This window comes from Mucilaginibacter endophyticus (assembly GCF_003351025.1).
Taxonomy (GTDB): domain Bacteria; phylum Bacteroidota; class Bacteroidia; order Sphingobacteriales; family Sphingobacteriaceae; genus Mucilaginibacter; species Mucilaginibacter endophyticus.
In genome coordinates this window covers 142,162-159,892 of sequence record NZ_QPCG01000012.1, presented here as the reverse complement: position 1 = coordinate 159,892, position 17,731 = coordinate 142,162, and the positions used below count along the sequence as shown (strand labels likewise).

Annotated in this window: 15 protein-coding genes; 6 read left to right on the top strand and 9 right to left on the bottom strand. The window is 43.7% G+C overall.

From position 1 onward, the window contains the following. Window positions 1–29 precede the first annotated feature (29 nt). On the top strand, window positions 30–1,115 hold the full coding sequence (locus DUL71_RS32475) for a glycine-rich domain-containing protein (RefSeq protein WP_208645703.1): 1,086 nt from the start codon (window positions 30–32) through the stop codon (window positions 1,113–1,115). Window positions 1,116–1,124: 9 nt separating this feature from the next. Here the strand turns inward: DUL71_RS32475 and DUL71_RS30600 are convergent, their stop codons facing one another. From DUL71_RS30600 to DUL71_RS30590, 3 genes are all read right to left on the bottom strand, one after another. Then, a complete protein-coding gene (locus DUL71_RS30600; protein ID WP_208645702.1) occupies window positions 1,125–1,427 on the bottom strand; it encodes a hypothetical protein in 303 nt (100 codons plus the stop codon). Between the two features lie 4 nt (window positions 1,428–1,431). Next, window positions 1,432–2,148, bottom strand: coding sequence for a pirin family protein (locus DUL71_RS30595; RefSeq protein WP_114941620.1), 717 nt, complete (start codon window positions 2,146–2,148; stop codon window positions 1,432–1,434). 157 nt (window positions 2,149–2,305) lie between these two features. Next, window positions 2,306–2,890: a Crp/Fnr family transcriptional regulator gene (locus DUL71_RS30590; RefSeq protein ID WP_114941619.1), complete on the bottom strand. Its 585-nt coding sequence runs from the start codon at window positions 2,888–2,890 to the stop codon at window positions 2,306–2,308. A gap of 284 nt (window positions 2,891–3,174) precedes the next feature. On the opposite strand from DUL71_RS30590, the gene DUL71_RS30585 reads away from it, so the two are divergent. The 5 genes from DUL71_RS30585 to DUL71_RS30565 are packed head-to-tail and all read left to right on the top strand — an operon-like array spanning window position 3,175 to window position 8,539. After that, window positions 3,175–4,347 carry a glycoside hydrolase family 172 protein gene (locus DUL71_RS30585; protein WP_114941618.1) on the top strand — a complete coding sequence of 391 codons (1,173 nt, stop codon included), beginning with the start codon at window positions 3,175–3,177 and terminating at the stop codon, window positions 4,345–4,347. Continuing rightward, window positions 4,347–5,198, top strand: coding sequence for a fumarylacetoacetate hydrolase family protein (locus tag DUL71_RS30580; protein ID WP_114941617.1), 852 nt, complete (start codon window positions 4,347–4,349; stop codon window positions 5,196–5,198). The genes DUL71_RS30585 and DUL71_RS30580 overlap by 1 nt, the downstream gene beginning before the upstream one ends. 5 nt (window positions 5,199–5,203) lie before the next feature. Next, window positions 5,204–6,421 carry a DUF6786 family protein gene (locus DUL71_RS30575; RefSeq protein ID WP_114941616.1) on the top strand — a complete coding sequence of 406 codons (1,218 nt, stop codon included), beginning with the start codon at window positions 5,204–5,206 and terminating at the stop codon, window positions 6,419–6,421. Between the two features lie 30 nt (window positions 6,422–6,451). After that, window positions 6,452–7,732: an L-fucose:H+ symporter permease gene (gene fucP, locus DUL71_RS30570; RefSeq protein ID WP_114941615.1), complete on the top strand. Its 1,281-nt coding sequence runs from the start codon at window positions 6,452–6,454 to the stop codon at window positions 7,730–7,732. An 18-nt stretch (window positions 7,733–7,750) separates the two neighbouring features. Continuing rightward, entirely contained in the window at window positions 7,751–8,539 is a 789-nt protein-coding gene (locus DUL71_RS30565) for an SDR family oxidoreductase (protein WP_114941614.1), read from the top strand. Between the two features lie 164 nt (window positions 8,540–8,703). Here the strand turns inward: DUL71_RS30565 and DUL71_RS30560 are convergent, their stop codons facing one another. The 6 genes from DUL71_RS30560 to DUL71_RS30535 all read right to left on the bottom strand — a co-directional run bounded on the left by DUL71_RS30560 (window position 8,704) and on the right by DUL71_RS30535 (window position 17,398). Next, entirely contained in the window at window positions 8,704–9,483 is a 780-nt protein-coding gene (locus tag DUL71_RS30560) for a GLPGLI family protein (protein WP_114941613.1), read from the bottom strand. 6 nt (window positions 9,484–9,489) lie between these two features. Continuing rightward, the gene (locus DUL71_RS30555; RefSeq protein WP_114941612.1) at window positions 9,490–12,291 is read right to left on the bottom strand and encodes an outer membrane beta-barrel family protein; all 2,802 of its coding nucleotides are present in this window, start codon (window positions 12,289–12,291) and stop codon (window positions 9,490–9,492) included. A gap of 443 nt (window positions 12,292–12,734) precedes the next feature. After that, window positions 12,735–13,952 (bottom strand): ABC transporter permease, encoded by a 1,218-nt coding sequence (locus DUL71_RS30550; RefSeq protein WP_114941611.1) that lies wholly within the window; start codon window positions 13,950–13,952, stop codon window positions 12,735–12,737. 12 nt (window positions 13,953–13,964) lie between these two features. Then, window positions 13,965–14,714, bottom strand: a complete 750-nt coding sequence (locus tag DUL71_RS30545) for an ABC transporter ATP-binding protein (RefSeq protein ID WP_114941610.1) — start codon at window positions 14,712–14,714, stop codon at window positions 13,965–13,967. After that, window positions 14,714–16,039 carry an efflux RND transporter periplasmic adaptor subunit gene (locus DUL71_RS30540; protein WP_114941609.1) on the bottom strand — a complete coding sequence of 442 codons (1,326 nt, stop codon included), beginning with the start codon at window positions 16,037–16,039 and terminating at the stop codon, window positions 14,714–14,716. The genes DUL71_RS30545 and DUL71_RS30540 overlap by 1 nt, the downstream gene beginning before the upstream one ends. Before the next feature lie 12 nt (window positions 16,040–16,051). Beyond that, window positions 16,052–17,398, bottom strand: coding sequence for a TolC family protein (locus tag DUL71_RS30535; protein WP_114941608.1), 1,347 nt, complete (start codon window positions 17,396–17,398; stop codon window positions 16,052–16,054). Window positions 17,399–17,731 lie beyond the last annotated feature (333 nt).

Below are 17,731 nucleotides of genomic sequence, written 5' to 3'. Positions count from 1 at the left end.
GCTAACCGTTAAGGCTTTTTGCGTTTAAAATGCTTTTTTATATCTCCGGCAACAATAAAACCATCCCAGCCACTCTCCAATCAATATTCTCCAATGACATACTTAAAACACCTGTTATTCTGAGCCGTAGCGAAGAATCTTCTTCAGCAGGCAAAGCGGCTATACACAGCGCAAAAGATCTTTCGTCCTTCAGGATGGCGGCTTTTTTGATGATGCCAAACACCGAAATTAATTCACAGCGCACCCAACTACTCACCACTCTCTATTCAACCACTCACCTATTTATTTGTGAAAGTAATTTCCCTATCTTAGCGCATATACCTAAACATATGCTTACAGCAGAACAAGCCGTACTTTGGCAAAAGATCCTCAATTTTCAATTGGATGATCCTGAAGCTGCTTTTAAATTTTCAGAACGTTTGGCCCGTGAAAACGGTTGGAACGCCAATTATGCTCTCCGTGTTATATCCGAGTATAAGAAGTTTATTTTCCTTTGTTGTATATCTGATAACGGTGTAACACCATCCGACGCTGTTGATCAGGCCTGGCACCTGCATCTGACTTTTACACGCTCATACTGGATTGATCTTTGCCGTGATACGCTTGGCCGGGAGATTCATCATAATCCTACTAAGGGAGGGGATAGTGAAGCTGTTAAATATGATGCTTTTTATACAGATACCAATAAAATATATACAGATGTATTTCAGCAATACCCTCCACCTGATATTTGGCCTGAAAATAATGCCCGGTTTACAGATATAGACTTTCAACGCGTTAACAAGCGACGTAATTGGGTAATTCGGAAGCCCAGGGCAAATAAGATCTGGCCGGTACTTTTGATTTTTACTTTTGGTTTCGGCGTGATCGCGATGAAGTCGGGAGATGGGGCGATGTTTGTTTTATGCTTTTTAGCGTTTTTTGTTGTTCTTCTGGTAGTTGTTTTTAAACGGGAAAGTTGGAACAAAAATGACGCAGGTGAAACTTCTGGTTGTAATACCGGGGGCTGCGGAGCTTACGGTGATCTGGATACGGGCCATCATGGGCACTCCGGTCATGGCTGTCATAGTGGCTGCTCCGGATGTTCGTCATCAGGGTGCAGCAGTGGACATTAATTTGATGTGTTATTTGCTCAAGGCTTCAAATATCTCGGCACTAAGCAACCCACTACCTCCACCAAAATGTTGTACTATCTTAATGTTGGGGTTTCTTTTATAAAAGCGCTCGTTCAATTTGCCTTCAGAAGTTTCATCGACTCCACCTCCCATTAGCACCACTTTAAAGTCTTGCGTATCGAACGCCGCAATGGCTTCCTCGTCGCTAAGGCAGCCTGTTGCGTTCCAGTCAGGATTATTGTTTACCAGTCTTACTACAGTGGCCAGTATTTCGGGATGCCGGCCAATTACCAATATCTGTGTCTTTTCCATGATCTTAAAATTTCATCGGTACATCTATCAGTAAAAATTCGGCATCGGTACCTGCTTCGACAGTAAATTTGTCGGTATCCCAAATGCCCAATGCATCGCGGCTGCTTAATGTTTCGCCATTGATGATCACTTCTCCACTTAAAATAAAAGCGTAAACACCGTTACCTTCTTTTTTAATGGTATATTCAGTACTTAAGCCTTTGTCAAATTTTCCTAAATGAAACCAGGCATCCTGGTGAATCCATACACCGGCATCGTCAGGGTTAGGTGATAGTACTTGTTGTAATTTATTATGGCGGTCTTCAAGATTTAACGAGATCTGATCATAACGCGGTTCAACATTCCGTTTGTTAGGATAAATCCAGATCTGTAAAAACTTAACTTCGCTGGTACGGTCAAAATTATATTCGCTATGGAAGATCCCGGTACCGGCACTCATAGCCTGGATATCACCGTTTTTAATAACAGCCACATTGTTCATGCTGTCTTTATGCTCCAGGTCACCTTCCAGCGGAATGGAAATAATTTCCATATTGTCATGTGGATGTTTGCCAAAGCCCATGCCCGGATCAACAGTATCATCATTTAATACTCTTAAAGCACCAAAGTTCATCCGTTGAGGATTGTAGTAACCAGCAAAACTAAATGATTGATAACTGTGCAGCCAACCATGGTCTGCATGTCCACGGGTGTTAGCCTTATGTAAAATGGTTTGTGCCATGATGTGTTTCCTTTAAATTGTAATACAAATTTAAGTGAGCGTTGTCCGGCGGCACTTGATGTAGGTTAAGAAATTGGTGTGCGGTTGATTAGGTGAGTGGAGAATAGTTATTTATGGCGCATAAACCACTCACTAATCAACCCAATCAACCATTCACTTACTTTTTCCTCACTATCACACTTTTCATCCGGCTAAAAAACTCGGGGGTTACACCAATGTATGAGGCTATTTGTTTTTGGGGCAGATGATCTATTAATGTAGGATAACGTTTGCAAAAGTTGTTATAGCGTTCTTCGGCAGTTAAGCTTAGGCTATCAATTAGTCGTTGTTGGCTGGCTACTAAGGAGTTTTCGGTCAGGATCCTAAAAAAATGCTCAAACTTGGGGATTTGTGTATATAGCTTTTCCTGGTTTACCTTAGAAAGTAGCAGCACATCGGTATCTTCTAAGGCTTCAATATTCTGGATACCGGGCTTTTGCGAAATGAGGCTGTACATATCTGCAATCCACCAATCGGCGGGGGCAAAACTCAGCACATGTTCAATGCCGCTTTTATCTACCGTGTATCCCCGCAAACAACCGGCCGTTACAAAAGCCGAATATTTACACACTTCACCATAAGTGAGCAAATATTGCTTGCGTTTTATTTTTTTCGGTTGTAAATAGGCCGTGAAAATTTCCTGTTCTTCGCGGGTTAAGTGGATGTGTTTTTCGAGATTATGTAGTATCAGATCAAGCGGCATATGCAAAAATGTGTTTTATTTGGCTCATTACCGAAGATTGGTCAATTAATCTATCCGGTTTTTTACAGGATGGGGCACGTATTTAATAAATTTTAAATTAGCTTTATCAACCGCCAAACAAGCCATGCCAAAATATGCGCATGTTATGCTTATAAAGCGGTATGGATAGCGAAAAATTATCAATATGATTGTGAATGGCTTTTTAAACAAGGCTTGAAGCATAAACAAATAAACCTGGAACGCATTACCAATTACTGCGTTAATTGATTTTAAAGATAAATTTTATGGTAAAAAATTATTTTTTAACGATCTGCCTGTGTGTTATTGTGGCTTCATTTGCTAACGCGCAACAAAAATTTAATGGGCTTGATGTAGGGCTCGGGAATCTTTACCGTACGTCTGATGCCAAAACAAGGTCTATCAGTCCGGAAAATTTTACTGGTGAAAAGGGTAAAGGCGGCATGGCTACAACCGGAACCGGTGCCAATGCCTCGCGCGATCTGGGGCAGACTTGGAAAGTGAGCCCAAGCGTTATCATCAAAAAACATACAACATTTACTGTTGCCGAAATTAATGGTTCAGGAGCTATTCAACATATCTGGATGACACCCACCGGGAACTGGCGATATTCCATTATTCGTTTTTATTGGGATGACGAAACAACCCCATCGGTTGAAGTGCCGGTAGGCGATTTTTTTTGCATGGGCTGGGGTAAGTATGCGCCGGTAACTTCGTTAGCAGTGGCGGTTAATCCAGGCAGCGCTTTTAACTGTTACTGGCCGATGCCATTCCGTAAAAAGAGCCGCATCACCATGGAAAATATCGACGATGAGGATATGGTACTCTATTATCAAGTTGATTATACCCTGACCGATGTACCTGAAGATGCAGGCTATTTTCATGCGCAGTTTCGCCGTGTAAATCCATTGCCTTATAAAAAGGATTTTGTTTTGGTAGATAGCATTAAAGGAAAAGGACAGTACGTAGGTACTTATATCGCCTACGGCTCAAATAAAAATGGCTGGTGGGGCGAAGGTGAGATCAAGTTTTTTATGGATGGAGACACTAAATTCCCTACCATAAATGGTACAGGTACCGAGGATTATTTTTGCGGATCGTATGATTTCGACACCCGTCATAAAGACGCTGATGGCAAAGAGAAACCAGGTACCGAATACACCGAGTTTTGCAGCCCTTACAGCGGTTTGCCACAGGTGATCCGCGGCGACGGACATTATAATATCGCTCAGCGTTTCGGTTTGTACCGCTGGCATATTGTTGACCCTATCCGTTTTGAAAAAAGCCTGAAGGTTACCATACAGGCTTTGGGCTGGCGGCATGATGGCCGTTACATGCCTTTGCAGGATGATATAGCCTCGACCGTGTTTTGGTACCAAACCGGCGAACATGGCCCGTTCCCTAAATTTCCCTCAAAAGACGAATTGGAAGTAAACTGATGAAACTATATAAACTGGCAAAGGGCAGCTTACTGCAGCATAACGGTTCATCATACATTATTGATGATGAATGGGACAAACTGATCAATCGTGATGATTTGGCCGCTTACCTGGAATCGGTTACCACCGATACTACAGCTTTAAGCACCGAAGTAGAGGCCGAACATTTAAATGGCAACATATTAGCGCCGATAGGCAGCCAGGAAGTATGGGCAGCCGGCGTAACTTATTTACGCAGTCGTGATGCGCGGATGGAAGAATCAGAAACCGGAGCAAGCCTGTACGATAAGGTTTATGACGCACCCCGACCTGAGCTTTTTTTCAAGGCGCTCGCTCATCGCGTGTCGGGTCATAACGGCGAGGTTTATATCCGTAAAGATTCGGAATGGAATGTACCTGAACCAGAGCTTACACTATTTGTAAATAGTAATGGCAACATCCAGGGATATACTATCGGCAATGATATGAGCTCGCGCAGTATCGAAGGTGAAAATGCCTTGTACTTGCCGCAAGCCAAAGTATACGAAAAGAGTGCGGCCCTTGGGCCTTGTTTATATGTTACTTCGGCACCTATTCCTGGTGAAACCGTGATCAGTATGAACATCAGGCGTGCTGGTGAGCTTGTTTTTGAAGATGAAACCACGGTATCCCGTATTAAGCGTTCATTTACTGAGCTTACCGGCTATTTATACAGTGAATGCGATTTTCCTTACGGATGCTTTTTAATGACAGGTACTTGCCTTGTACCGCCGCCAAGTTTTACTTTACAGGCCGGCGACGTGGTAGAGATCAGCATTGATCATATAGGTACTATGGTGAATGTGATTGGTTTAAACCCTAAACATAAATAAGCGGTATGGTGCAGCTTTTAAAAAAGTCATCATTAGTTTTGCTGCTTGGCGGTTTAGCGTCATGTACAATGCGCAACCCTCAACTACCTATGAAAGGCACTTTTGGATTTGATCTTGATTTTTTAAAAGCAAAGGATAGCGTTATCGTTTTAAAAGACGACAGCGGTTTGGGGCAGGTTATTGTCTCGCCTAAATACCAGGCAAAAGTTTTTACATCGACTGCTGATGGTTTAAATGGGAAAAGCTTTGGCTGGATCAAATATGAAACGTTCGACCAGAAACAGCCCGATCCGCATATGAATGCTTTCGGTGGCGAAGACCGCCTGTGGCTCGGGCCGGAAGGCGGGCAGTTTTCGCTCTTCTTCAAGCCAGGCACCAAAATGGAATTCGACAACTGGCATACACCCGCTGCTGTTGATAATGAAAGCTGGGAGCTTATTTCATCTTCGGATAAAAAGGTATCGATGAGCAAAAGCACACATCTGCAAAATTATGCCGGCACCGAATTATCAATAAAGCTGGAGCGGGATGTTGAGATCGTGGAGCCCAAAGCAATACAACAGCTGTTAGGTATCGATGCCGATGCATCTGTAAAATCGGTTGGTTTTAACACTGTAAATTCCATCAGTAATGCAGGGGATAAAGCCTGGGACAAAACAACAGGTGCACCCTGTTTGTGGAATTTGGATATGTTTACACCTTCGCCAAAAGTGGTGATCGTGGTACCATACGATGAAAATGCTACGGGTAAAGTTGCTACAACCAATTATTTCGGTGAGATTCCGAAAGGCAGGATCACTTATAAAAACGGCATTCTGCTGTTTAAGGCTGATGGCAAAAGCCGGGGCAAGCTGGGGATTCCTCCTCATCGGGCAAAAAGTATGGCCGGTAGCTATGATGCGGAGAACGATGTTTTAACCATAACCATGTTTGATGTGGATAGCACCGCATCATACTTAAACCAGGAGTGGAAAACGGATACCGCTCCTTATAGTGGCGACGCGGTAAATGCTTATAACGATGGCCCGTTAGCTGATGGTAAACAGATGGGGCCGTTTTACGAAATAGAAAGCGTATCTCCTGCCGCCTTCCTGAAACCGGGCGAAAAGCTTACACATAAACACAGTGTATTCCACTTTACAGGCGATAAAGCAGCATTAAATAAAATAGCATTAAAAACGCTGGGAATCTCTTTAGATGATATTTCCACAACATTTAAATAACAGATCAATATATATCAACCATAAATACTAATGTCAAAAAACAACACGCTATTCGCAGTAGCATTAATTACTTCCCTGTTCTTCATTTGGGGCTTCGCGCTTAATCTTAACCCGATATTAATTCCGCACTTAAAAAAGGCCTGTCAGCTTAACGATTTACAATCATCGCTCATAGATTCGGCTTCTTATATCGCCTATTTTATATTGCCAATTCCGGCTGCCCAGTTCATGAAGAGATATGGCTACAAGGGTGGTATCATTTTGGGCCTGATCCTTTTTGCTACAGGCGCGTTCCTGTTTTTCCCTGCGGCTGCAGTGCGTAATTATTCATTCTTTTTAGCCGCGTTATTTATCGTGTTTTCGGGTGCAGCGTTTTTGGAAACAGCTGCTAATCCTTATATCACAGTATTAGGCGATCCGGCAGGTGCTGAAAGAAGGATCAATTTTTCACAATCATTTAATGGGTTGGCCGCAACGTTGGCTCCATTGATTGGTGGTAAGTATATTTTATCTGGCAAAGTTTTAACAGATGCCGAATCAAGCAAAATGTCGCCCGATCAACTGAACGAATATCTTAACCATGAAGCATCATCGGTACAAATCCCTTTTTTAGTAATTGGAGCAGCTGTACTTGTGGTAGCGTTCTTAATTTATCGCACGCACTTCCCGCCAATTGTTGAAGAAACCAGTGATGAGGCTGTTAATGATAATCGTTCCCTTGGCGTAAGGATAGCCGAATTATTGCAGGTGAAAAGTTTAAGGGCAGGTATTTTTGCCGAATTTTTATACGTTGGAGCGCAGGCTGGTATAAGCAGTTTCTTTATCCGTTATTCAGAGAAAGTAGCTGGTTTTGCCGAAAAACCGGCATCATTTTACCTCACCATTGCTTCGGCGGGTTTCATGGCAGGCAGGTTTATTGGCACATTGCTGATGCGTTACTTTAACCCGGTTAAGCTGCTAATTACTTATGCTGTTATCAATATCTGTTTAATTATCATGACGGTTACCCTTCACGGTAACGTAGCTGTTTACTCATTAATGTGTACCTGGTTCTTCATGTCAATCATGTTCCCGACTATCTTCTCGTTAAGTATTCGTGGGCTTGGTGCTAAAACCAAACTTGGCTCGTCATTGGTGATCATGGGTATTGTAGGTGGCGCTATATTCCCGGTAATTATGGGTAGGGTATCAGATGCTACACACAACATTCAGATGGCGTATATAGTACCGGGCTTCTGTTTCCTGGGGATTTTGATATTCGCCATTAATAATCATAAAGTTAAAAAGCTGGTAATGGCCGGCAGTCATTAATATATCTATCATACTAAAATGAATTTACAACTTACAGATAAGGTAATTATAGTTACCGGCGGTGCCAAAGGCATAGGCGAGGGCATAGTGAAGGTGTTGGCGGCTGAAGGTGCTATCCCGGTTGTTTTAGGCCGTAACGAGGCTGATAACCTAAAAACGGTTGAAGCTGTTGAAGCGGCGGGGTACAAAGCCCACCAGGTTGTTGCGGAATTGACGGAACCCGGCGCTTGTGAAAATGCAGTAAAAGAGGTTGTAGCCAAATTTGGCCGTATTGACGGCCTGGTTAATAATGCGGGTGTAAACGACGGTGTTGGTTTGGAAAGCGGCGATTATGAAGGTTTTATGGCATCGTTACATAAAAACGTAGTGCATTATTACCTGATGGCACATCATGCCCTACCCGAATTAAAAAAATCTAAAGGCGCTATCCTGAATATTACTTCAAAAACTGCTGACACCGGTCAGGGTAATACTTCGGGATATGCAGCATCAAACGGTGGGCGCAACGCGCTTACACGTGAGTGGGCTGTAGAGCTTTTAAAATATGGTATCCGCGTAAACGCGCTGGTAGTAGCCGAATGCTGGACGCCGCTATATGCCAACTGGATTAAGACCCTGCCCGATCCGGAAGCCAAGCTAAAAGAGATTGAATCAAAAATTCCGCTGGGTAACCGCATGACCACTGCTGAAGAAATTGCCAATACCGTAGCGTTTTTATTATCGCCGGCATCAAGCCATACCACCGGGCAGTTAATTTATGTTGATGGCGGTTATGTGCATTTGGACAGGGCTCTGGCTAACGCCTGAGGAATATCCCTAAACAAGTCCTTTCCCCGTTGACCGTGTCCTCATGGTCAACTTTTTTGTATAAAGAAAGCGCCCGTGGGACACGGGCGCCGGGTATGATTTAAGAAAACATACGAAGTTTCAAAAACTTCGTATGTCTGATTGCTTTTCTTGTTATATTCTTTCTACAACGAAAACCCTTTTAAATACTGTTTAGCATAAGTTTCTCCCCAGTCTTTCATGGCGTTTTGCAGTACAGTAAGAAAGCTTTTATTATTTCCTGCTTTTCCTTTTTTGGGTGCCATGAGCGATTTCTCGTCTACCGGTTGTTCGGTAACTTTGGTGGCAAACCAGGTAATGTTTTCATGCGGTAAGGCTACGCCTAATATCATTCCGGGTAAACCATTAAATGATTCCGGCCCGCCGGAAACAGGGATTTCATCGGTATAAAAAGCTACTACATAAATAGAATCAAGGATGAGCCCGTTTGCCCGGCGGCAGTTATAGCCTGCAATCTCCCGGCTTTCGCCGGTAAGTTTCCATTTAATATGCCTTGTGGTATCCTTTACCAGGAAAGTTTCTTCAAATACCTTTTTTTGGCTGGTGCTTATTCCTGTATTATAGTCGGTGAATATGGTATTATTTTGCACGGCCATTGGCAGCTCATCGCCAAAATTGTTGGGTGTGTATTCCGGCTCTATAGGGGTAAACAACGTTTGATTATTGCCAAATTTTAAGGTGCTTTTCAAAACCTTAAACTGTGGTTTGTTTTTCTTGTATTGATCAAACATGGGTTGGTACCAGCTTTCATTATCCTTATTGATCAGTTTTTGTAGCATGGCCCACATGTTTGATGATTTATCATACTCAATGGTGCCGTGAAAAGTGAAGTGCTTATTGCCCTGTGCCCGCAGCAGGCTTGCGCTTAATAATAGTATGGTTGTTAAGGTTAAAATCTTTTTCATGATAGGTTATTTTTTAGGTGCTCCGCCGCCAACTTTGTTAAAATCCCAGGTTAGTGAAAACATAAAGTATCTCCTGATAGTGGTATAACGTTCCTGGGTAAGTACATTGGCCGATCCAGTACGGTTATATCCGGTATTTTGATTTAACAGGTCGTTGCCCGTAACAGAAGCTTTTAAAGCATCTTTAAAGAATGTTCTTGAAATGTTCGCGTTCCACAAAAATCTCCTGAAATCCTGCGGGAATGATTTTGTTGGCGCGTTATAAGTGTAGTTACCGTCCGAGCCAATCTGGAATTTCCCCGGCAGATAGATATTGAATCCTCCGTTGGCATTAAAGCCGCGACCATTATTGTTCAGGATGGTGTTAAGCGATGACGAGTTAATAGTATAAGTAGGCCCTGCTGATACCCATGCGTCATACTTCTTTTCCTTATATTTAGATAGCCTGACGCTGCCCGAATAGCTATATGATTTGGTTTCGTTCAGTACATCGTTAGACATATTGTAATAGGTATTACCATTGGCATAAACCTCCAGGCCTGCATTAATTCCTATTCCCGGAATCTTCCTTTCAAAATAAGTATTCACCCAGAAATTGTTTGTCGATTTATTTTTTAGGTTTGATGATTTATAGGTGCTGATACCGGTTGTAGTATCGCGCATAACATTGCTAACGATAGGGTTGCTGGTAGTTGAGTATGATCCGCTGATCCAGATATATTGATTACTGATCACCTTGTACGAGTTGTAGCTGATGTTGTACCTGTTGGTGAAAGACGGCTTTAAATCGGCGTTACCCTCCTGTATATTCAGCGGGTCGGTGTTTATTCTCACCGGCTGAATTTGATCGATATTAGGTTGGGTGGTATTACCATTATAGCTTACACGGATGCTTGATTGCTTGGAAAACTTGTACTGGAAGGAAGCCTGCGGATACCAGTTAGTAAAATTGCGCACCAGGTCAGCGATTCGTCCAAACTCATCAACCTGTTTAAACTTTACGCCGGCTACCTTAGTGCCAAAGTTGAACGAATATTTTTGCTTTTGCATATTAAATACCGCGCCTCCCTGGTTTGAAAGCTGGTTGAGTTTATAGTCGCTGCTGTAAACGCTGTCTAAAGCGGTGTAAATAGCAGCCGAGCTAACCGGTTTGTTAAACGTGCGCCTGTCGGCGGTGGCATTATTAACCGCTAAGGCATAGCTCAGGGCAAGGGTGAAATCCTTGGCCAATGGTTCGGTATAGGTGATGTTGGTATTGATATTGGTGCTTTTGGTTTTATTTACCTTGTACTGATCAATGGTGTCTTTGTTTACATAGGTACCAACAGAATCATAGAATTGGGTGTTTGACTTTAAGAAACCTTTGGAGTCACTTTCGTTATAAGCAGTTCTGAAGTTTACCGAAAGTGTACGGCTTTTTTTCTTGAATTTTTTGGTGTAGAAAGCATTCGCGTTAAATACTTTGCCATCAACATTGGCGCTGTTTTCACGATCATTGCTGTTGATCAGGCTGCCATCTAAACGGCGGGTCTGTGTAGCGAAATTGCTTCGGGTATTACTGTTTTTTAATGTTCCGTCGGCGGTAATCTTCAGGTTCTGCATCGAATCGATCTTTACCTGGTAATTTACATCCAGCTTTTGGCGAAACATGTAATTATGATTGTTTTGGTCGCTGTTAACATTTGATATGTTACCCGGGAAGTTGTTTTGCTGCTGGGTGTTCTTGGTACCGTCAACAGTAAGCGAACCTATTTTATAGTTGGTGTTTATCGATTCCTTATCATTATTCCATTTAGTATCATAATGTGCGCCACCGGTACGGGCTACAGGTTTACCTTCGCCATTGTACCTGCCATCGAAGCTATCAAGGTCATCACCACCGCCGAAGATATAGAAGCCGCCGTCGTCGCCAAACTCCATGCCGCCACCGCCGCCGTACTTGTTATTGTCTTCCCAGCCTAAACCTGTTTTACCGGTATTGCCAAGCGTGCCGTACACCGAAAACTTCTGTTTGCCTTTAAAGCGGTTAAATAAGGCCTGTCCCTGGTAATAACCATCGGTGCCTATGCCGCCGTCAAGTTTGCCGAAGTAGCCGTTCTTTTTATCTTCTTTAAGTTTAATGTTAATGGTTTTATCTTTCACGCCATCATCAATGCCGGTAAATGCGGCCTGGTCGCTTTTTTTATCATAAAGCTGTACTTTATCCACCATATCGGCACGCAGGTTTTTGGTAACAAGGGTAGGGTCATCCCCAAAAAACTCCTCGCCGTCAACCAATACTTTTTTTACGGTTTGGCCTTGCGCGGTGATTTTACCGTCTTTGTCTACCTCGATACCTGGTAATTGTTTCAGTAAATCTTCGACTTTTGAGTTAGGTTGGATATTGTAAGCAGCCGGGTTAAACTCGGTAGTATCTCCCTTAATTTTGATAGCCGCGGCTTTGCCTTTTACAATTACTTCTTGTAAAAGCCTTTCTTTAAGCAGCATGCTGATACGACCGAAATTGTGAGTAGTGTGTGCCGAATCCAAAGCGAAATGTTCAACAAAATCGGCATAACCGGGGTAGGTTGCCACTAAAATAAACTTGCCTTTATTAAGATTGTTGATGATAAATGTACCATCGTCCTTAATGCGGGTAAATTTTTGCAGGATAGAATCTTTGGCTGTGATTACGCTTACGCTGGCGTTAATAAGGTTTGTGTTAGCTACTGTGTCGGCTACTTTTCCTTTAATACTATAACCGGTTTGAGCAAATGAAGTTGTCCAGCTCAGGCAAAGCAGGAGTATTCCAATAAATGTGATTTTCATAAGGTTCGTTATGAAAGCCAAAATATAACTAAATGGTTAGTTATGCAAGCGATTTAACATTTTATACTGTAGATTTAACATTTCATCGCTAAAATTTAACATTTGGTCGCGGATGGATGTGTTAAATTTTATTTAGTGAAGTACTTGCATGGTGTAGACCGGCCAGAGGCCGGGAAATAGTTGCCGCTCGCGTACTCGCGAGCGGCGGCATTATTATTNGAAATAGTTGCCGCTCGCGTACTCGCGAGCGGCGGCATTATTATTTTATGTCATTGCGAGGAGGGACGACGAAGCAATCGCACGGAAGCATAGCCGCTCTGTATAGCATGCGGTTGCCACGCTTCGCTCGCAATGACATGATGGTGAGTTACTTGATTTTATTCCCCGCCGCCGCTCGGCTCCAGCCGAGTGGCAACTATCTCCCGGCCTCTGGCCGCCGATTATTACTCATACCGCAACGCTTCAATAGGATCAAGCCTTGCAGCTTTCTGTGCCGGGTAATACCCAAAGAAAATCCCCGTAATGGCACAAACCACAAACGACAATAGTACCGATGATTCTGATACGATAGTTGGCCATGATAAAGTGAGCGTAACCAGGTTGGATGATACAATACCCAACACTACACCAATAATACCGCCGGTGATACTGATCAGGATAGCTTCCATTAAAAATTGGAGCATGATATCTTTTCCACGTGCGCCGATAGACATACGCAGGCCGATCTCGCGGGTACGCTCCGTTACCGAAACGTACATTATGTTCATGATGCCTATGCCACCTATCACCAGCGAAATGCCTGCGATTACCGTAAGTAATACTGTAAGCAGCCCGCTGGTTGAACTCAGGGTATTGATCAGTTCGGCCTGGGTACGAACGGTAAAATCATTATCCTCGCTATCGCGTAAACGATGTGAATCACGAAGGATCTGGGTCATTTCGGATACGGCTGCATCGGTTACCTGCTCGCTGGCTGCAGAGGCGTAAATGTTTTGGTAATAGATAGTAGCCAGGATCCTTTTTTGAATAGTAGTATAAGGCGCAATCAAAATATCATCCTGATCTTGCCCGAAGGCGTTTTGACCTTTGGGGTTAAGAATGCCAATGATCTGGAAAGGGATTTTATTAAAGCGGATCACTTTTCCTATGGGGTTTTCACCGTTAGGAAACAGGTTGTCGATCACTGTTTGCCCGATCAAACAAACTTTTGCCGAGGTGAGAATATCATCCTCGGTAAATGCTATGCCATCTTTTAAGCTCAGTTTGCGGATATCTAAATAATCCGGACTTACGCCCTGGATACTGGTTGGCCAGTTAAGGGCGCCATTAATTGCCTGTCCTTTTGAGGTTATTGATGGTGAAAGTTCGGTGATATACTGAGCCTTTTTTAGGGCTACGATATCTTTTTGAGTAAGGGTTTGAAAGCTTGATCCGGCTATCCTCACACCGCCGTTAAGGTTACTGCTTGGCAACACGGTGATCATGTTAGATCCCATGCTTGATAGCTGGTCGTGAATGCTTTGCTTGGATCCCTGCCCAATAGCCACCATTGCTATTACGGAGGCTACACCTATGATAATACCAAGCATGGTCAAAAAGGCCCTCAGCTTGTTGCGTTGCAGGGCTTTGTAAGCTATCCTTATCAGGTTAAAAAAATTCATAGCTGCTTCGCTTTAATAATCATCGGTAATAGGCAAGCCTGCAAGTACTTCTTTTGCCGACCGCTGATTGGCATTTTGGGTATCCTTCTGGATCCGGCCATCACGCAATTGTATAGTGCGACTGCTGAACGAGGCGATATCCGGCTCGTGGGTTACAAACACAATGGTTTTGCCCTGCTGCGAGTTTAATTCCTGCATCAGTGACATAATTTCGTACGATGTGCGGCTATCCAGGTTACCGGTAGCCTCATCGGCCAGGATCATCACAGGCTCATTCACCAAGGCACGTGCAATGGCCACACGCTGCTGCTGCCCGCCAGAGAGCTGACTGGGTGTATGATCCAAACGTTCGGCCAGTTTTACGGCTTCCAGCGCGTGGATGGCCCTGTCGCGGCGTTCACTTACGCTGATCTCCCTGTTATATAAAAGTGGCAGCTCCACATTTTCTAATGCCGATGTACGGGGTAGCAGGTTATAGGCCTGGAAAACGAAACCTATTTTACGATTACGGAGTTGCGCCAGCTCATCACGCGAGAGTTTTTTTACATCTACACCATCCAAAAAGTAATCGCCTATAGAGGGTTTGTCCAAACAGCCTAAAATATTGAGCAGGGTAGTTTTGCCGCTGCCGCTACTGCCCATAATGGTTACAAATTCACCGGCTTCTACTTCAAAAGAGATCCCTTTAAGCGCGCGTACGGTTTCGCTGCCCATTTGAAACTCGCGTTTCAGCTCACGTATATCTAAAATCTTTTTGCTCATTACCGGCGTCCTCCCCCTCCGCCACGCGGCCTTTGTGGCATAAACGGACTTGCCCCCGGTTTAGCTGCCGCTGTTGATGAACCGGATGATCCGCCCGTAACACCAGTAATCACTGCGTCATCGGCTGTTAAGCCTGAAAGCACTTCAACCTGGGTATTATCATTCAAGCCGGTTTGGATTTTTTTGCGGACTATCTTTTTACCCTGCAACACCCACACTATGGCCGTTTGTTTATTTACGCCACTGCTATCCTTGCGGCTTTTGGCAGTATGCAATGCCTGAGAATTATCATTGGCACCTCCGTTTCCGCCACTGCCCGCAGCGGCATTTCCACCTTGGCCGCCACCTCTTTTCTTATTGCCTTTATGCCCAACCTTGCCTACTATCTCATAATCTTTCATTAACGCCGAATCGGGCGTAAAGCTTAAAGCCTTGGCGGGGATCAGCAGGGCATTATTCACCTCCTTGGTATAAATGATGATGCTTGCCGTCATGCCGGGTTTCAGTTTCATATCGTCATTAGGAGCATTGATAATGGTGGTGTAAGTAACCACGTTTGACGATACCGATGGGTGCAGCCTGATATCTTCTACGGTACCGGCAAACTGGTCGTTAATAAAAGCATCTACCGTAAATGAAGCACGGTCGCCCGATTTTACATCACCGATATCAGCTTCATCAACATTAGCTTCAACTTCCATTTTGGTGATATCTTTTGCAAGTACAAACAACGTTGGCGTGCTGAAACTTGCAGCAACAGTTTGCCCTACGCTCACATTTCGGTTAAGCACCACACCGTCAATGGGCGAATAAATATCAGCATAGGATAAATTCTTTTCTGCCGAACGCACCTGCGCTTCTGCACTTTTAACCTGGGCTTTTGCAGCGTTCAAGGTGTTAAGGGCTGTATCATAATCGGCCTTGCTGATGGCATCGGTTTTAAACAACAGGTTTTGCCTGCCGAAGTTATTTTGTGCAAACACCAGCTGACTTTGGGCATTAAGCAATGCTCCCCTTGCCTGATCAAGCGTGGCCTGCAATAGTGATTTATCAAGTTCGGCTATAAGCTGGCCTTTCTTAACTTTCGAATTGAAATCGGCATAAACGTATTTGATAATACCCGATACCTGGGTACCTACCGTTACGGTATCAACCGGTTCAATACGGCCTGTAGCGGTTACACTTTGGGCAATATAACCTTTGGCTGGCTTTTGGGTTTGCAGTACAACCGGCTCCTCTTTTTTCCTGATGAACAGGAACCAGATGAGCACCAGTACCACCACTATGCCTGCAATAATGAGTATCTTTTTATAACTGCTTTTCATGATAAACCGGTATTATAATGTAATAGGTACTCCCCTGTAAAAGTCATAGATCTTTAGTGTAAGCAGGGCGTTGTATTTGGCCTGCACAAATGATTGCTGCGCCTGTACAAACAGGTTTTTCTGCAATAAAAAATCTACCGTATTAGCTACGCCAACTTTAAGTTGTTCGCTGGCTATGCGGTAGCTTTCTTTACTGAATTTATATTCTTCGGCGGCGGCACTAAACTGGCTGCGCGCGTTTTGTACGTTGATGTAAGCGCGTTCAACGGTTTGCGAAAGCGTGATCTTGGTGTTTTTGAGATCAAGCTGCGATTGCTTGACGTTGATCTTCGCTTCTTCGACCTGCGTTTTTACTACGCGTTTGGTGAATATGGGTATAGACAGGTTGACCCCGAGTTGCTGATAAAAGTTATTATTGATCTGGTTGCCGAATGAAACACCCTGGCCATTGGCGTAACCCGTATTAAGCGAAGCGCCGGCAGTAAGTGTAGGTTTATAACCGGCTTTGGCTTTATCTACATCAAACTGCGCAATCTTAACGCCTAACTCACCATTTTTAACCTCGGGGCGATTTTGCAGAGCTGTTTGTTCCGCTTCCGGGAAGGATGAAACGCTATCTATCGGGGCCATCACCGTGTCAGGCTTCATAATGTCGAAACTGAGGTCGGTTGGCAGTACCAGTAATTGTTTCAGGGTAAGCAGATCGTTACGGACGGCGTTTTGTGAATTAACCAATGTGTATTGATCAGTAGCTTGTTGGGCCTGCAGCTGAATGAGGTCCTTACGGGCTACGCTACCTACGTTGTACCGTTGTTGTTGTAATTTAACCTGCGCCTGAGTGGTACTAAGCAGATCGGTATTATAAATAACGGATTCCTTATCCAACAGTACGGTAAGATAAGCCTGGGTTATCTGCAGTACAATATCATTTTCCTGTTGCAGGATACTGAGGTTAGCCGATTGTACCTGCAGGTTTTTTTGAGAAATGTTGTTGTTGATATAACTGCCGTTGTACAGCGTTACATTGGAGCTTAACCCATACGACCCGGAAACATTATATCCCGAGTGCCTGCCGTTATCGCCATTACTGAAATTATTACCGTGCGCAAAGGTTTGTGACCCCGTAGCCGAAAGATCGGGCAGGCGGGCGGCTTTGGCCAGTAAATATTCCTGCTGACTGGTTTGCTGCGACAGGCGCAATGAATTGATCTGGATGTTGTTCTTTTTGGCATAGTCGATACACTTAGCCAGGTCCCATTTAAGTGATTGCCCAACCAGCGTGCTATCCTGTGCACGGAGTTGCGAACCAACTGCGAGCAAAAAAAAGAACGTTATGATATGTTTTACTTTCAATGGCATAGTTTTAAAATTATACCTGTAGCGGCTAATACCTGCTCATTTTGCAAGTAAGAATATCGCCTTTGGGCAAAATGTTTTAGTATGACTACGCTTACACCCGTAAGTAATGTATTATTTTTATTACTGTAAGTGGCTGATAAGTAGGTTTGTAGCTAATAAAGTGCCTTTGAGTGTATTTAAAGCGGGTTTAGTGTGGTTATGTAAAAAGTTTTTTACGCTTGATAAAAAAGAGTTTCGGAAACTGATAAAATTAATGCCGGTACAATAAGTCATAGCCGAAATGATGAAAATCTACCTCGCCCGATACCCAAAAAATCTATATTTTAGCACATT

Bases quoted from the DNA above. Each gene is read 5' to 3' on its own strand.
- DUL71_RS32475 (WP_208645703.1), top strand. From the start codon at position 30: ATGCTTTTTTATATCTCCGGCAACAATAAAACCATCCCAGCCACTCTC.
- DUL71_RS30600 (WP_208645702.1), bottom strand. From the start codon at position 1,427: ATGGAAAAGACACAGATATTGGTAATTGGCCGGCATCCCGAAATACTG.
- DUL71_RS30595 (WP_114941620.1), bottom strand. From the start codon at position 2,148: ATGGCACAAACCATTTTACATAAGGCTAACACCCGTGGACATGCAGAC.
- DUL71_RS30590 (WP_114941619.1), bottom strand. From the start codon at position 2,890: ATGCCGCTTGATCTGATACTACATAATCTCGAAAAACACATCCACTTA.
- DUL71_RS30585 (WP_114941618.1), top strand. From the start codon at position 3,175: ATGGTAAAAAATTATTTTTTAACGATCTGCCTGTGTGTTATTGTGGCT.
- DUL71_RS30580 (WP_114941617.1), top strand. From the start codon at position 4,347: ATGAAACTATATAAACTGGCAAAGGGCAGCTTACTGCAGCATAACGGT.
- DUL71_RS30575 (WP_114941616.1), top strand. From the start codon at position 5,204: ATGGTGCAGCTTTTAAAAAAGTCATCATTAGTTTTGCTGCTTGGCGGT.
- fucP (WP_114941615.1), top strand. From the start codon at position 6,452: ATGTCAAAAAACAACACGCTATTCGCAGTAGCATTAATTACTTCCCTG.
- DUL71_RS30565 (WP_114941614.1), top strand. From the start codon at position 7,751: ATGAATTTACAACTTACAGATAAGGTAATTATAGTTACCGGCGGTGCC.
- DUL71_RS30560 (WP_114941613.1), bottom strand. From the start codon at position 9,483: ATGAAAAAGATTTTAACCTTAACAACCATACTATTATTAAGCGCAAGC.
- DUL71_RS30555 (WP_114941612.1), bottom strand. From the start codon at position 12,291: ATGAAAATCACATTTATTGGAATACTCCTGCTTTGCCTGAGCTGGACA.
- DUL71_RS30550 (WP_114941611.1), bottom strand. From the start codon at position 13,952: ATGAATTTTTTTAACCTGATAAGGATAGCTTACAAAGCCCTGCAACGC.
- DUL71_RS30545 (WP_114941610.1), bottom strand. From the start codon at position 14,714: ATGAGCAAAAAGATTTTAGATATACGTGAGCTGAAACGCGAGTTTCAA.
- DUL71_RS30540 (WP_114941609.1), bottom strand. From the start codon at position 16,039: ATGAAAAGCAGTTATAAAAAGATACTCATTATTGCAGGCATAGTGGTG.
- DUL71_RS30535 (WP_114941608.1), bottom strand. From the start codon at position 17,398: ATGCCATTGAAAGTAAAACATATCATAACGTTCTTTTTTTTGCTCGCA.